At 53.8% G+C, this 14,850-nt stretch carries 14 protein-coding genes; 6 read left to right on the forward strand and 8 right to left on the reverse strand.

All coding sequences use genetic code 11. The annotated features are described in order from the left end of the window. Positions 1–89 precede the first annotated feature (89 nt). Both AAAH10_RS15965 and AAAH10_RS15970 read right to left on the reverse strand, forming a co-directional pair. A complete protein-coding gene (locus AAAH10_RS15965; protein WP_343565391.1) occupies positions 90–401 on the reverse strand; it encodes a FecR/PupR family sigma factor regulator in 312 nt (103 codons plus the stop codon). Positions 402–538: 137 nt separating this feature from the next. Continuing rightward, the gene (locus tag AAAH10_RS15970) at positions 539–1,051 is read right to left on the reverse strand and encodes a sigma-70 family RNA polymerase sigma factor (protein ID WP_343565393.1); all 513 of its coding nucleotides are present in this window, start codon (positions 1,049–1,051) and stop codon (positions 539–541) included. A 641-nt stretch (positions 1,052–1,692) separates the two neighbouring features. Here AAAH10_RS15970 and rpmB point away from each other — a divergent pair. Together rpmB and AAAH10_RS15980 are read left to right on the forward strand one after the other, a co-directional pair. Then, entirely contained in the window at positions 1,693–1,989 is a 297-nt protein-coding gene (gene rpmB / locus AAAH10_RS15975; protein ID WP_343565395.1) for a 50S ribosomal protein L28, read from the forward strand. Between the two features lie 280 nt (positions 1,990–2,269). Beyond that, positions 2,270–4,480 (forward strand): EAL domain-containing protein, encoded by a 2,211-nt coding sequence (locus tag AAAH10_RS15980; RefSeq protein ID WP_343565397.1) that lies wholly within the window; start codon positions 2,270–2,272, stop codon positions 4,478–4,480. A 48-nt stretch (positions 4,481–4,528) separates the two neighbouring features. Here AAAH10_RS15980 and cobT read toward each other — a convergent pair whose 3' ends face one another. From cobT to AAAH10_RS16000, 4 genes are all read right to left on the reverse strand, one after another. Beyond that, on the reverse strand, positions 4,529–6,388 hold the full coding sequence (gene cobT / locus AAAH10_RS15985; RefSeq protein ID WP_343565399.1) for a cobaltochelatase subunit CobT: 1,860 nt from the start codon (positions 6,386–6,388) through the stop codon (positions 4,529–4,531). Between the two features lie 65 nt (positions 6,389–6,453). After that, a complete protein-coding gene (gene cobS / locus AAAH10_RS15990; RefSeq protein ID WP_343565401.1) occupies positions 6,454–7,443 on the reverse strand; it encodes a cobaltochelatase subunit CobS in 990 nt (329 codons plus the stop codon). 215 nt (positions 7,444–7,658) lie between these two features. After that, on the reverse strand, positions 7,659–8,324 hold the full coding sequence (locus AAAH10_RS15995; RefSeq protein WP_343565403.1) for a DnaJ domain-containing protein: 666 nt from the start codon (positions 8,322–8,324) through the stop codon (positions 7,659–7,661). Between the two features lie 35 nt (positions 8,325–8,359). After that, on the reverse strand, positions 8,360–9,286 hold the full coding sequence (locus tag AAAH10_RS16000; RefSeq protein ID WP_343565405.1) for a DMT family transporter: 927 nt from the start codon (positions 9,284–9,286) through the stop codon (positions 8,360–8,362). A 529-nt stretch (positions 9,287–9,815) separates the two neighbouring features. Between AAAH10_RS16000 and AAAH10_RS16005 the strand changes: the two genes are divergently transcribed. Both AAAH10_RS16005 and nirK read left to right on the forward strand, forming a co-directional pair. After that, the gene (locus AAAH10_RS16005; RefSeq protein WP_343565407.1) at positions 9,816–11,309 is read left to right on the forward strand and encodes a multicopper oxidase domain-containing protein; all 1,494 of its coding nucleotides are present in this window, start codon (positions 9,816–9,818) and stop codon (positions 11,307–11,309) included. A gap of 35 nt (positions 11,310–11,344) precedes the next feature. Beyond that, positions 11,345–12,430: a copper-containing nitrite reductase gene (gene nirK, locus AAAH10_RS16010; protein ID WP_343565409.1), complete on the forward strand. Its 1,086-nt coding sequence runs from the start codon at positions 11,345–11,347 to the stop codon at positions 12,428–12,430. A gap of 132 nt (positions 12,431–12,562) precedes the next feature. Here the strand turns inward: nirK and AAAH10_RS16015 are convergent, their stop codons facing one another. Further along, positions 12,563–13,135, reverse strand: a complete 573-nt coding sequence (locus tag AAAH10_RS16015) for a MarR family winged helix-turn-helix transcriptional regulator (protein WP_343565411.1) — start codon at positions 13,133–13,135, stop codon at positions 12,563–12,565. A 336-nt stretch (positions 13,136–13,471) separates the two neighbouring features. Between AAAH10_RS16015 and AAAH10_RS16020 the strand changes: the two genes are divergently transcribed. Both AAAH10_RS16020 and AAAH10_RS16025 read left to right on the forward strand, forming a co-directional pair. Beyond that, positions 13,472–13,759, forward strand: coding sequence for a BolA family protein (locus tag AAAH10_RS16020; RefSeq protein ID WP_343565413.1), 288 nt, complete (start codon positions 13,472–13,474; stop codon positions 13,757–13,759). Between the two features lie 194 nt (positions 13,760–13,953). Further along, positions 13,954–14,211: a ribbon-helix-helix domain-containing protein gene (locus tag AAAH10_RS16025; RefSeq protein ID WP_343565415.1), complete on the forward strand. Its 258-nt coding sequence runs from the start codon at positions 13,954–13,956 to the stop codon at positions 14,209–14,211. A 32-nt stretch (positions 14,212–14,243) separates the two neighbouring features. Here AAAH10_RS16025 and AAAH10_RS16030 read toward each other — a convergent pair whose 3' ends face one another. Then, on the reverse strand, positions 14,244–14,849 hold the full coding sequence (locus AAAH10_RS16030; RefSeq protein WP_343565417.1) for a DUF2889 domain-containing protein: 606 nt from the start codon (positions 14,847–14,849) through the stop codon (positions 14,244–14,246). Position 14,850: the final 1 nt, after the last annotated feature.

A 14,850-nucleotide genomic window follows, 5' to 3' on the forward strand; every position in this document is an offset into this window, starting at 1 on the left:
CTGCACCAACAACAATCTTGCCCCGTCCAGCTGTTCTGGCTTACGCTACGCTCCAGCCGCCACAGCTGGACGGCTCATGGTGTCAAAATCTAACTTAAAGGTTGGATCACCACATGGGGGCAGGTCAGAAAGGCGACAACCTCGTTGCGCTTTGGATCGCCAGACTGATGAAGATTTTCGGGTTTTTTCGATTGCAGGGCCTGTGTGCTCTCGTCCCACAGCGCTTCTGCTTCCGCGTAGGCAATGGCGTGCGTGATCTCTTCATCCAGCCATTGCTGAAAGGCTTCCTGTTCTTCTTTGGTCTGTCCCTCAGACTGATTGCGCATCAACCAGTGTGCGGCCTTTTCAAAAAGGGCGTCATCCGGTTGTGCCGAGGTCTGTCTGGTGTTCTGATGGGACATGATCGTGTGTGTTCGATGCTCTGACTGGTTTGAGAGGGTGAAGATTACAATCGGGTCTGGGGGTTGTTGATATAAAAAGAGTGCTTCATGGATAGTAAGACCTGATTTCCTTTTGAGTCCTGACCTTTTTCCTGCATTTATTTTTCTGCTTCCTTCAAACGGTTCCGGCAATGGATCATGGCCTTGATGATGTGTTTTTCGACCATGTTGCGGGAAATGCACAGCTGTTCGGCAATCTGGCCGTTTGAAAGCCCCTTTGCCCGGCTCAGGAGGAAGACCTCTTTTTGCCGCGCGGGGAGTTCTTCCACGCTTTTGGCAATCAGCTCCAGCCTCTGGCGGTTTTCAGTGAGCGTTTCGGCAGAGGGCAGAGAGCTGGGAAGCTGTTCCAGAGTATCTTCCGGACTGTCCAGCAGGTTTCTGGTTTTCTCCTTTGCCAGATAGTCCTTTGCCAGATTTGCTGCTGTCCGGAACAGGTAGGCTTTGGGATCCTCAACAGGACGCCCCGAGCTGTAGCGCAGAATTCTGGTGTAGCTTTCCTGGGCGATCTCTGCCGCGGTTTCCTCATTGCGCAGCATCCTGCCCAGAAACTTGCGCAACGGAACATCGTAGAGAATATAAAGTCTCTCTACTATGGCATCATCTAACAGCATCAGGACCCATTGTTCCGTTGAAATGTCCGCAAGTGAACCCTGCGAACGTTTTGACCACCCCTTAGATGTTTTTAATAATCATTCTCATGAATTTGCAACAGGTGAATCAGGAAAAACAGGATTTCCTTCCCTGAAATGACTTTCAAAGAGGGCTGTCAGAGGCGGTTGGAGCGATCTCCTGTCATGACTGCCAGATTGCACAGGTGTTTCCGTTTCTGCATTCGCTTGTCTGACGGGTTTCAGCAGCAATGGCTTTCACGGATCTGATCCGGAGGAAAGGTGCTCTGATCATGCAGAAGGGTTCTGGTTGACCTTTTGTTCTCAGCCGTGTTGGAGAGGGCTTGGTGAGCGGGGGCAATTCCTGTAGATTTCAGGGGGTGATATGGTCAGTTTTGTGAAAATTTCGCTGTCCATAAGATTATGAAAATTAAAACGATTTGCGTGGTCGAATCGATTCCCTGACCACTTTTTTCGAACCTTTCGGAAAAAAAATCCCTGTAAAGTCAATGGGTGTAGCCCAAAGGCTTGGAAAAGAGGGCTTTGAAGCCTTGACCACGCCCTGCCACTCGCTTAAAAACGCGCCAGACACGGGCTGGAGCACAGCCCTCTTCTTTTAACAGATGAATGCAGGATTGAGAACAATGGCACGTCGTTGCGATTTTACTGGCAAGGGTGTTCAAACTGGCAACAATGTCAGCCACGCGAACAACAAAACCCGTCGTCGTTATCTGCCTAACCTGCAAGAAGCTTCTCTGCTGAGCGATGCTCTGGGCCACACCATTCAGTTCCGCCTGAGCACATCTGCGATCCGCACAATTGAAAAGCGCGGCGGTATTGACGCTTTCTTGCTGTCTACACCAAACAACAAACTGGGTAAGAAAGCGCGTCAGGCGAAGAAATCTATCCAGTCTGCTCTGGCGTCCAAGCAAGCTTCCTGATTGCATCGGAGTTTTCTCCGGATCCGGGAAGCCTGTACAGGCTGACGAAAATGTGAAGAACCGCTCGAAATTCCTGAAAAACGGGAGTTTTGGGCGGTTTTTTCGTGCCGAAACCAAAATATGCTTCATTTGCTATTCACCAATAATTGTAGATTTAACGGGGATTGTATTATTTTGTTAACTGCTTCCCGCTTAGCGTTCTTGCAACAGGCGGTTCGGGCACCAGGATGGTGAGAGGTCCTGAGGCGTCGGGATGACTTAAAAAACAAGAAATGCAGGTATGTTTTCTTTTCTCAAGACACTCTACGCCCGTCTGACGGCGCCCATTTTGGGGCTGACTCTGATCAGTATCGTCATGGTCTGGTTTATCATCCCGACTTTTGTGTCCCAGAATGTTGAAAAATCTGCAACACGGGCGGCCAAGGACTTTGCTGTCAACTACCTGTCGATGCGTGATTTTTATATCCAGTCGATTATCTCCCAGCTTTATTATGATCAGACGGCGCCAGCCTCGGTCTTCCACAGAGAGCTGGAGGACAATTTCCTCACACCTGAAAATCTGGAATTCCTGCAGAGAAAAAGCGTTGAGGATACCAGTTCCATTTCTGTGGACCTGACCAGCCCCTATCCCTTTACACAGCAGATAGCACCCTTGCTGGATCCCTTCCAGCAGCGGGCCTGGGAGGTCTTCAAGACCGATCCGGAGCGCGTTTATACCGAGCTGGTGGCGAGTGACACAAGGCAGGTTGTCCGGGTGGCGGTGTCGGATGTGATGCGTTATCAGGCCTGTATCGACTGTCACAACGTCAATGCCTTTTCGAGCAAGACAGACTGGCAGATGGGGGATGTGAGCGGCATTGTCGCCATCAACTATGATGTCACCGATCTGGTGCAGCGCGGACAGCTGGTTGCCAGCCTGATCACAGCAGGGATTGTGGCCATGCTGGTGATCACCATGCTTCTGATCCTGCACGCAACGCGTTCAGTGGTGAACCCGGTCCGGAGCCTGACCTCTTCTCTCCAGAACCTGGCGCATGGCAATGCAAGCCGCGAGAGGATCCAGCACCCTGAAATCAAGGAGCTGAAAGCCCTGTCTGAATCCCTTGAAATCTTTCAGAGGAGGGATCAGGAACGCAACGAGCTTTCCGCCCAGATGCGCAGACTTGCCTACTATGACAGCCTGTCCAATCTGCCGAACCGGACACACTTCAAGGAACTGCTGGAAAATGCCCTCGAGCTGGCAGACGAGATCGGTTCGACGATCACAGTGGTTCTGATCGATGTGGACCGCTTTCAGGAAATCAATGACACGCTGGGACACCAGGTTGGTGACCATGTGCTGAAAACACTGGCGAGGCGACTGGCAGATCTTGATATTCCGGGACTGGTTGTCGCTCATCTGGGCGAAGATGAATTTGCCCTGCTGCTGTCCTGTGAAGAGGGTTATCCCGATGATCCGCACGCCGGAGAGCTGGAGCGTATCCGCAAGGTTTTCTGCAAGCCGTTTGACTGGGATGAAAATGAATTCTCGATCACGGCCTGTTTCGGTGTCACGCACTTTTGTGACAACAAGAGCAAGCCGGACAATGTCATGTCCGAAATCGACATCGCCCTCAACCGCGCCAAGAGCGAAGGTCCTGATTCCCTTGTTTTCTATGAGGAAGAGTTTTCGGACAGTCTGCATCGTCGGGTTGAACTGATGCAGGGCCTGCGCACCGGTCTCAAGAACGGGGAGCTTCGCCCTTATTTTCAGCCACAGTTCGATCTGCAGCGCAGGGAAATGGTCGGTGCTGAAGCTCTGATTCGCTGGATCAGGGAAGACGGGTCCTTTGTGTCTCCGGGCGAATTTATTCCTCTCGCGGAAAGTTCCGGCCTGATCGAGGACATCGGCAAGCTCATGCTGGATGAGGTGTGCAGGCTGCACAAGGGATGGCAGGATCAGGGTATGCCGGATCTGCGCATGGCTGTAAACGTCTCTGCTGTGGAATTTGCCCGTCCGGACTTTGTTGATCATGTGGCCGGTGTTCTGAAGCACTATAACCTCAAACCGTCCTCGCTGGAGCTGGAGATCACGGAGACAGCGATGCTGAGTGATATCGGACAGGTGATCCGGAGCCTGACCCGCCTGGGTGAGCTGGGGGTCGAACTGGCGATTGATGACTTTGGAACCGGCTATTCCTCGCTTTCCGTGTTGCGCAAGCTGCCTGTGCATCGCCTCAAGATTGATCGCTCCTTCGTTGTGGACATGACGAAGGACAAGGATGCAGTTTCTGTCATCAAAACGATTGTGGCACTTGGCCGTTCACTTGATTTGAGCCTGTTGGCTGAAGGGGTCGAATATCAGGAGGAGGAAGACCTGCTGAAACTCTATGGATGCCATGAGGTTCAGGGGTTCTTCTATGCGCGCCCCATGCCTGCAGATGACTTTCTGGCATTCTGGAAGCAGCATCTCAAAGAACTTGAGGAGGAGCCTCTGCAAAAGGGAGCATAGGACAGAAAACAAAAAAGCCGCGAGGAGATATCGCGGCTTTTTCTTTGCTCAAAGGGCTTTTGCAGTCTTTTTCTCGCGTTCCTCATCGAAGAGTTCTGCGAGTTTCTCCATCATGGTGCCACCAAGCTGTTCGACGTCATTGATGGTCACGGCGTGTTTGTAGTAGCGGGTGACATCGTGTCCGATACCGATCGCAACCAGCTCGATGGGGGACCGGTTCTCAACGTAGTCAATCACTTCGCGCAGATGGTCCTCGAGGAAGTTTCCTGCATTGACGGACAGGGTTGAGTCATCGACAGGAGCACCATCGGAGATCACCATGAGGATGCGGCGATGCTCGCTGCGGGCCATCAGGCGGGAATGGGCCCACATCAGCGCCTCGCCATCGATGTTTTCCTTGAGGATACCTTCGCGAAGCATCAGTCCCAGGTTCTTGCGCGAACGGCGCATGGGGGCATCGGCGCGCTTGTAGATAATATGACGCAGATCGTTCAGGCGACCCGGATGTGACGGTTTGCCCTTGTCGGTCCAGAGTTCGCGGGACTGACCGCCTTTCCAGAGCTTGGTGGTAAAGCCGAGGATCTCGACCTTGACCCCGCAGCGTTCCAGCGTGCGGGCAAGAATGTCAGCGGAAATGGCGGCTGTCATGATGGGGCGTCCGCGCATCGAGCCCGAGTTGTCAATCAGCAGGGTAACAACAGTGTCCTTGAATTCGCTGTCGCTTTCCTGCTTGAAGGACAGGGAGTGCATGGGGTCGATGACAACGCGTGTAAGGCGGGCTGTATCCAGCAGGCCTTCTTCGAGATTGAATTCCCACGAGCGGGTTTGCTGAGCCATCAGGCGACGCTGCAGACGGTTTGCCAGCTTGGCGATCACCCCCTGCATGTTGGCAAGCTGACGGTCGAGATGATCGCGCAGGCGGGTCAGTTCCTCGTCTTCGCAGAGGTCTTCGGCGGCAACGATCTCGTCAAACTGCGATGTGAAGGTCATGTAGCGATCCCTGGCAGACATGTTCTGCTTCGGATCGTATTCTGGCGGACGGTCCTGGGCACCGGGTGCATCCTTGCCCTGTCCTTGTGCGTTCTCGCCTTCGGACTCGCTGTCCTGGTCCCCGGCACTGTCACTTTCTCCGGCTTCGCCACTGTCGGCATCCAGCGGAGCAGACTGTTCGGAGGTCTGCTGCTCTTCCTGTTCGCCATCGTCCGGAAGGTTTTGTTCTTCCTCTTCGGTGTGCTGTTCTTCCTCGTCCTGTTCCTGTTCCATTTCGCCGGGATCATCGCCCGGGTTCAGGTCCATCTGGACAAGAATATCGCGCGTTGCCCTGGCAAAGGCTTCCTGATCACCCAGCAGGGTTTCCAGATTGTCCAGGGACTCTGTCAGATTTGGCGGCAGATTGGGGCGCCACAGTTCGAGAATGGCCTGATCACTGTGGGTTCCCTCGCGGCCTGTCAGACTTTGACGGGCGAGGGCTGCAACAGCTTCGGCCAGCGGGACATCCTCTGCAGAGGTTGCCGTGGTGAAGCCGCGGGCATCGTGTGTGGCCTGACGGTTGGCTTCAAGGTTGCCAGCAACACCTGCCATGCGCTGGACACCCAGTGATTCGCAGCGAACCTGCTCCAGAGCATCGTAAACCGACGCTGCTTCCTGTGAGGCCGGACGTTTCGACTGGTGAGAGGCTTCGTCGTGAAAGCGCAGGCGGACAGAGGCCTGATCCGCGCGGCCGCGAACAATGGCGACTTCGTGTGCAGGCAGTTCCTTGGTCGGTGTGGGCAGGCGCAGTTCGTTGCCGGCCAGTCCGCGTCCCTTGGTCGTGAAGTTGACTTCCAGATCGGCTTTTTGTGCCATTGCACGCGCTGTCGAGGAGGTGACGCGCTTGAAAAGTTCCAGAGGACTTTCGGGTTTGCTCATGATCCTGTGCTTTCCGCCCAGACAGTCACGAGCCAACGGCCGCAGCCGCTGGCTCTTTGAAAAGTTTAGATGTTCAGTTCGCGGTCAAAGCAGCGCTGGAAGTATTCTGTAACAACCGGGCGCTCAATCTCGTCACACTTGTTGAGGAAGGTGACGCGGAACGCGAAATCCAGATCGTTGAAGATCTTCGCATTTTCCGCCCAGGACAGAACAGTCCGCGGAGACATCAGGGTGGAGATATCTCCGTTGATGAATCCGCTACGGGTCAGATCGGCAAGAGCCACCATGCTGGAAATGCTCTTCTGATCGTCGTCACTCGCATATTCCGGGTGCTTGGCGAGGATGATTTTGACTTCCTCGTCATGAGGCAGGTAGTTCAGCGTGGTGACAATGTTCCAGCGGTCCATCTGGCCCTGGTTGAGCTGCTGGGTGCCGTGATAGAGGCCGGAGGTGTCCCCGAGACCGACAGTGTTTGCTGTTGAGAAAAGACGGAAGGCATTGTGAGGTGTGATCACACGGTTCTGGTCCAGCAGTGTCAGGCGACCCTCGACCTCGAGGATACGCTGGATCACGAACATCACATCCGGGCGACCGGCATCGTACTCGTCAAAGACCAGGGCGACAGGGCGTTGCAGGGCCCATGGCAGGAGGCCTTCGCGGAATTCCGTGATCTGCTTGCCATCCTTCAGAACGATGGCGTCCTTTCCGACGAGATCAATACGGCTGACGTGACTGTCGAGGTTGATGCGGATACAGGGCCAGTTCAGGCGGGCCGCAACCTGTTCAATGTGTGTGGATTTTCCGGTTCCGTGGTAGCCCTGGACCATCACGCGACGATTGTGGGAGAAACCGGCCAGCAGGGCCAGTGTTGTGTCGTGGTCGAACTGGTAGGTCGGATCCAGGGGAGGAACATATTCTGTTGGCGTGCTGAAGGCAGGGACCATCAGATCGGTATCAAGACCAAACACCTCGCGAACGGAAACCCGGGTGTCCGGCTCGTTGGAGATGATGTCACCGGAGGAGGAAGATGTAAGGTTTTGAGTTTGAGCAGTCATCAGTCTCTTCTTTTCAAATAGAATTCCTGCCGCCGAACAATTTTTTTGAATCGCCGGGCCGTTTCATGTCGTTTTTTCGGGTGGAAGGGTTAAATCACGCGGGATTTTGCTCCACTGTCAGATTCGTAACCTAGTGCGGAAAGTCTGACTTGGCAATTCCCCTTTCTCGCTGCGGGTGCAGGTTGGACGGGATGGAGCGTTTCTGGTGCAATTGTTCAGGTGTTCTGGCTCTGTAAATCGGGTTGAAGGAAAGAGGATTCCCTCAAAAGGGCATAGGCCTGATTGATTGTCTTCAGGCGCTCCTCGGCATCCTTACGTCCGGGGTTGCGATCCGGATGATGTTCCTTGACCAGATCGAGGTAATGTTTTTTGAGTTCCCGTGCTGTCGGGTGTTTGCCCAGTCCCAGAGCCTGCAGGGCCTCCTGCTCGATCTGGGGCAGGGACGGCGCGGCCCTTTCCCTTTTCTGCCCGGATGTCTTCCTGTCGTTTCTGCTGTCACTCTTGAACGACAGATCCTCGGCAAAACGGTCCCATGCCTCCTGAAAGGCTTCGCTCCGGGCCGAGGCCTGCCCGGCCTTGCCGCGATAGCCAAGCCCTGCGCCGGGGCTGTTCCCCATGGGCCAGGTTGCCTTGTTCCAGGTCACGTCATCCCGTCGCATCCGGTCAATCTCGTCCGGGCTCATGCCCTTGCAGAAGTCCCAGCTGGCATTGTAGGCGCGCACATGATCAAGGCAGAACCAGTAATAGTCCCTGAGGCTGTCCCGGGATTTGGGAGCCCTGTATTCGCCTGCTTCCTCGCAGCCTTCCACATCGCAGCGACGATAGTCCTTGCGGCGGTCCCAGTCAGTCATCAGGTGGGGGTTGGTCTTTTCCTTTGTCATGGGGTTTAGGTAATCAGTCCCCGTGACAAATGCAATCAGGAACCTTGCGGTTTTGTGCGGCGCAGCCTGCTCCAGGGAACGCTGACGGCGGCAACAGAGGCGACGATGAGAAGCATGCCGGTTGTCAGGGAGAGTGTCATGGGTTCATTCAGCATGAGGTTTGAGAAGAGGACCCCGCAAAGCGGTATCGCCAGAAAACCGAGAGAGGTTGTCACCGCAGGCAGGCGGCTTGCAACCATGATGGAGGACCAGAAGGCAAAGGCCGTTGCAAAGACACCGTTGAACAGAATGATCGTGACAGAGAGGGGAGTCCACTCAATCTGTCCAACATCCTCAAAGGACAGGGCCACGATCAGCAGGGGAACGCAGGCGACAAGCATTTGCCAGGGGCTGAGTTGCAATGTGCTTTTGACCCAGGTGTGACGACGGATGGCCAGAATGGAAATCGACCAGCAGATCGCCCCCATCAGCATGATGCCGTTGCCTTTCAGGGCGTCGTGGTCGCTCCAGTCAAGTTCGGCAGGATTGAAAAGGACCATGACGCCGGCCAGCCCCAGAACAACGCCGATTACCCTTGTTTTTGTCAGTTTTTCTCCGAGGAACAACACTGAAGCCGGTGTGATCCACAATGGGGTGGTGTAGGCCAGAACAGAAGACCGTCCCGCATCAATATAGAGCAACCCGACATTCACACAGGTCAGAAAGAGAGCCATTTGAAAGAAGCCGACAATCATGACAATTTTCAGGTCGCGTCTGTCTGGTCTGGTGATCTGTCCCATAAAGGCCAGGATCGCAAAGAGAACGGTCATCCCGATTGATACCCGGAAAAAAGCGAACCAGAAGGGCGGGAAACTGAATTCTTCCAGGCCAATCTTCATGATCGGCCAGTTCACACCCCAGATGAGGATTTGAAGAACAAAGATGACGAGTGCTGTCTGATCAAATTTCGCAGGCGTGTTCAACGTGAGGCCCTTGTTGTGTTCGATTGGGAAGATAAGGATGTGACGAACAGATTTCTCTGCCCTGTGACCAAACCTTGAAGCTTTTTCGAAAAACAGCAAGATGTTTCACATCCGCTGTGCTTCACGGAGTTGAAACAGTCGGGAGCGGTTCAGGTCAGGCATTGCGGCCTATCATATCTGTTTTGCCGCTGTTTTAAACCGATTACAGAGGTCTTCAGTTTTTTGTGTTTTCCTCTGTCACGACTTGTTTGCTTCCTTCAAGGAGACCCGCTCCGGGGCTGATTGTTCTTGTGATGGAAGGACAATACTTTCGGGATGGGCGGGGCTGTGCGAATGAGTCGCAGAGGCGGTTAATCCTTCATAATCAATTGATATATATAAGAGTTTTATTTTTTTCTTTGAGCTGTCCCTGTTCTGTTCACGATCCCGTAAAAATTAGCCTTTCCTGTTTTCTGTGAATGGGGAATCAATAATAGCGATTCAATATCATATCGATTCGCTATTGATTGTTTGAAAACAGGAGATGAGAATGTCTGAAAGCATCCTCAGTAGACGAAGTTTCATCCAGATGAGCGGAGCTGGTGCTGTTGCAATGTCCGGGCTTTCACCGGGAGTCACGGATGGCGGTGCTCATGAAAAGCCGGTCAATCCCGATCCGCAGACCCACCACTTTTCAATGACGATTGAAGAGGCGCAAGTCACAATTGCCAGAGACTTGAAAGCCAAGGTGTGGGCCTACAACAACCAGGTGCCCGGCCCGCTCATTCATGTCGTTGAAGGTGACACGATCGAAGCGGCTGTTGTGAACAACACCACCGCGACGCACACGGTACACTGGCACGGGGTGCCGATGACGGGAACGTGGTGGATGGATGGGGCTCCGGGTATCAATCAGGAGGCGATCAATTCCGGTGGTGGAGAATTTACCTATCGCTTTGTAGCAAATCGTCCTGGAAGCCTCTGGTATCACTGTCATGTCGAGGTTCCAAACCATGTGGGTGTCCGCGGGATGTGGGGGCCATTGATTGTTGATCCGCTGGAGCCGCTACCCATTGAGAAGGAGGTCACCAGAGAGGCGATCCTGATGTTCACCGGCTGGAACAGCAAGGTGGCGAACGACTATTTTGCGACGGAAGATCCGACAGATCATCTTGATTTCTATTCGATCAATGGAAAGTGCTTTCCCTACAACCAGCCGATCAGGGTGAAGGAAGGGGATGTCCTCAGATTGCGCCTTTATGCTGCGACTGTCGGGGTTGCCTTTCACCTGCACGGGCATGACATGCTGGTCACCCATCAGGACGGCTTGCCCATGCCTGCCCCCTACTGGGCGGATACTGTTGCTGTCGCAGAAGGTCAGCGCAAGGATGTCATCATCCGCATGAACAATCCCGGACGCTGGCCTGCTCATGACCACAACGAGCACCACCTCAGCAATGGCGGGGACACGCCGGGCGGCCTTTTCACAATCGTTGAATACGAGGGCATTGAGAGCGACCCCTGGTATCTCTGGGCGAAGAAGGAATACGATCCGGATTTCTACTTCAGTGAGAGCCTGAAGCAGGGATATGGCCTGATCGAACAATCGGGTTTCAAAGCCGACGCTGTTCCTGATGAAGCGGGCTTGGCTGCGGCAGAAACAGTTCAGGTCAGAATGATGGATCGGGGGCCTGATGGTACAGCCAAGGTTTTTGATCCCGGATTTGTCCGCATTTCCAGAGGGCAAAGTGTGGAGTTCGTTCCCTGGGATTTCGGGCACGATCTTGAGTCTGTTCCCGGCCTGATCCCGGAAGGGGCCGCGCCCTTCAGCGCGCCAAAGAACGCCGGAGCCCTGGTCCGTTTCGACAAGGAAGGTCTCTACGCCTATCAGTGTATCGCCCACCGGGCCATCGGCATGGTCGGTCTGATTGCGGTTGGCCACAGTTCCCATGACAAGGCCGGGTTTGCAGAGAAAATCGCATCCAGTCCTGAGCTGAGCGAAGGGGCTCGCCTTCGGCTTATGGCCTTGCTGGAAAAGCTCTAGTTGGTTTCAAAAGTTGGTCAGAAAAGGAGAAAAAGATGACCAGTAACAATATGATGGATATGGAACGGCGTGCCTTTATGAAGCTGACCGGTTCCGGTTTGGTCGCAGCAGGGGCATCAGGGCTGACTCTGTCTACCGCTGTACAGGCAAAGGTGCCATCGCCAAAACCGGTTGAAGGCAGTTTCTTCGGACAGTTGGCTCGTGAGGGCTATGCTGCTGCGGATCCGGCTGTTTTGCCGGGGCCTGTGACCCACTCCGAGCCCAGAACCCATGACATTGAACTGATTGCGGAGTTGATGACCGCTGAAATCATGCCGGGTGTTACCTCACGCTTCATGACATTTAACGGTCAGATCCCGGCCCCGATGATCCGCGTGCGTCAGGGAGATCGACTGAACATTACTGTAACGAACCTGCCGGGCAATGAAGATGCACACAGTATGGATTTTCATGCTTCCTTTGGTACCGGTGGTGGGGCTGCCTTCACGGAAGTTGTTCCCGGACAGTCGAAAAAACTGTCCTTTACGGCGCTTTTCCCGGGCGCTTTCATTTACCACTGCGGCGTGAGCAATCTGGACGAGCATATCAGTCGCGGCATGTTCGGCATGATCGTTGTCGAGCCGGAGGAGGGCCTGCCGCCTGTGGACAGGGAATTCTATCTGGGACAGCACGAGCTTTACACGCGTGAACGCTTTGGTGTGCCCGGAGAAACAGGTTTTGATGCCCGTTCCATGGTTGCGGAATCACCCAATTATGTCCTGTTCAATGGAGCTGCGGGCTCTTTTACAGCCGGTGCGCTGGGCACCATGAAGGCCAATGTCGGTGAAACGGTGCGTGTCTTTTTTGTTTCAGGCGGGCCCAACAAGATTTCCAGCTTCCATCCCATTGGCAATATCTGGAAACGATGCTGGCCACAGGGGGCTCTGGCAAATGCACCGCTGGAATATGTGCAGACATGGCCGGTTTGCCCGGGGTCCTGTTTTGTTGGTGACATGGAACTCCCGATCCCGCAACTGGTGACGCTGGTTGATCACTCCGTTTCGCGGGTTGTGCACAAGGGGCTTGTCGCCCAGATTGAAGTTCTGGGTGATGAGGATCCTGCTGTGTTCAGTGCGGGATAATCCGGAAGTCTGACGTTTGTCTTCCCCACCACTTCCCTTCCGTTTTGAACAGGCCACTCCATATCCGGTCAATAGGGGCAGAAGATGCCTCATCCTGATGGTGCCGATTTTTGCCGGTCAGGATATGAAAGGCTATTGGCCTTCATCACTGACAGCTGGCCTGTCTGTATGTTTGTGACAGATTTTCTCTGTGGATTCCGGCAAAAGATCCCAGTTCATCAGGGAGCAGTAGTGCTTTTGGTTCCTGATTTCGAGGTATGTGCAGTCCTTGCAGATCCCGAAGAGTTTTGTTTTGTTTTCGCGAAAGACATGTCCCGCAATTTCCCTGAGTGTTGTGAGGAACTCTTCCTTTCTTTCCTGCGGAATGGCTGACAGGGCAGCTTGAAAACCCTGATATTCCCCTGCGGCTCTGCTTCCCTTTTCTGTAAGTTCGAAGCTTGTTGTCCTCTGATCGGTGCTCAGGCTGACCTTGCTGACAAGACCCTTTCCTGCAAGGGATTTCAGGGACTGGGAAATCGTTCCGCGGGTTGTTCCCATATAATCGGCTATGACCGAGGGAGATCGCGAGAGCCTGTTGGCCCGCGCCAGATACTGCAGGATTGTAACCTGCGTGGGATTGAGATCATCGTCCCATTCGTTTGAGGACGCCACTCTGTCCAGGCGGTTCAGAAGAAACCTTATTTCTGCTTCCAGATTGTGTCTCATGCTATCAGTGTACTTTTAAACGGGGTCGGGATCATGACAACTGAATGCCGATTATAGCGGAATGGCAACGAAAGAAAACCGGCTGCCACAGAAGGTTCCGCAGAGGCTGGAGCAGGGTTGCAGAAAGATGGTCAGGGGCTGTTCACTTGATTTTGAATGGCTTGACGGGTGAAAAACTGTTCAACTGTTCGCGTATAAAAAGAGCAGGAAGTCAGGGTGGAAACAAGACTTGACTTTGAATCTGTTGTGTTCTCAAACTCTGCGAAATAACAAAGAAAACAGGTATAGGGTCACAGGCTTGTGATTTTGGCAGTTAGCTGAGCTATAGGGGGTATCATGAAGATCGCGGATCGGGCCACACAAAAGCTGAACGAGGCTTTTCATCCTTCGGTTTTGGAGCTTGTTGATGAGTCGGAACTTCACAGAGGACATGGTGGCTATCGTGAAGGTGGAGAAACCCACTTTCGGCTGCTGATTGTTTCGGATGTTTTCGAAGGGCAAAACAGGGTTGCGCGCCAGCGTTCGATCTATGATCTTCTGAAAGACGAGATCGAAGAACGCATTCATGCGCTTCAGATTTCAGCGCGTACCGTTGCCGAACACGCTGCCCAAAAATCGAATTAACATAAAAAACAATATTTATATTTCCTGTTTGGATGTAAACTAATGCGTGAAACAGGGATTGCGTTCTGCTCAATAGGTTGTAGAAAACGGGGCTCGAAATGTCCAACAGTGGTCCAACGGCAGTAAGTTACAGAAAACAAGGTGACAGCAAGAAACCTTCCGCAAAAGTCTCTTATGCTCTGAAGGAAACCCACTTGCGTTTGGGACGAATTGCAGGTCAGTCCGGTTTGGAAATCAGAAATGTCATGGCATCGGGGCGGCGGACGTCTGTCAGGCTGGAACCTGTCATGTGGGATTCCCTTGAGGAAATTTCCCGCCGGGAACGCGTGAGCATGCCGGACATCTTTACCCTGATTGATCAGCGCAGGGGAGGATCCCCTTTTACAGGAGCGATCCGCCTGTTTGTCCTGACCTATTTCCGGGTGGCTGCACTGGCCGATCCGAATTTCTGACTGGAACAGAGGGCAGAGCCGGGATTTGCGGGTTACTGCTCTTTTCCCTTTTCCTCTCCCGGTGCTGATTTGTCGGCACCTGTCCAGAAATCCGGCCAGAGCTGCCTGACCACCTCGCTATCAGGAGCAAAGGCGTGACAGCTTCCCAGAAGAGGTGGCGGAGACTTTTCCTTTTCCTCTTGTTGCGGCTGCTGTTCCCTTTGCTTCGAGCGTTCGGAGGAGAGCGTCTGAAAGGCGACAGTGCCCATGGCCCCCAGCATTTCGACCAGGTGGGTGCAGCCCTCGGTTCTTCCCATCACTTTCCTTAAGCCCGCACGCCACCCGATTCCGATCTTCAGCCCAATGACCCGTTTGATGTTGGGGGTGATGGACGGGCAGATTGCAAAGGGGCTGTCATCAATGGAGGCTTCGGCGTTGATGACTTCCATGTCACGATTGATCGTCAGGCGAACCTGCATGTCATGCAGGGCTTCCCCGACATGGATTGTACCGCGCCAGGCATTGGGAAAGTCATAGCTTTTTGTGTCCGTAATTCTGCCCTCGATATCCCACAGGCCGTCGCTTCTTTCGTAGCCGTGAAAGTCATAGCGACGGTGATGAAGCGGACTGCGTTCTGCGTCCGGAGGTGGCAGGGGCATG

The organism is Carbonatibacter coralli (genome assembly GCF_039592655.1).
Taxonomy (GTDB): Bacteria; Pseudomonadota; Alphaproteobacteria; order Kiloniellales; family Kiloniellaceae; genus Carbonatibacter; species Carbonatibacter coralli.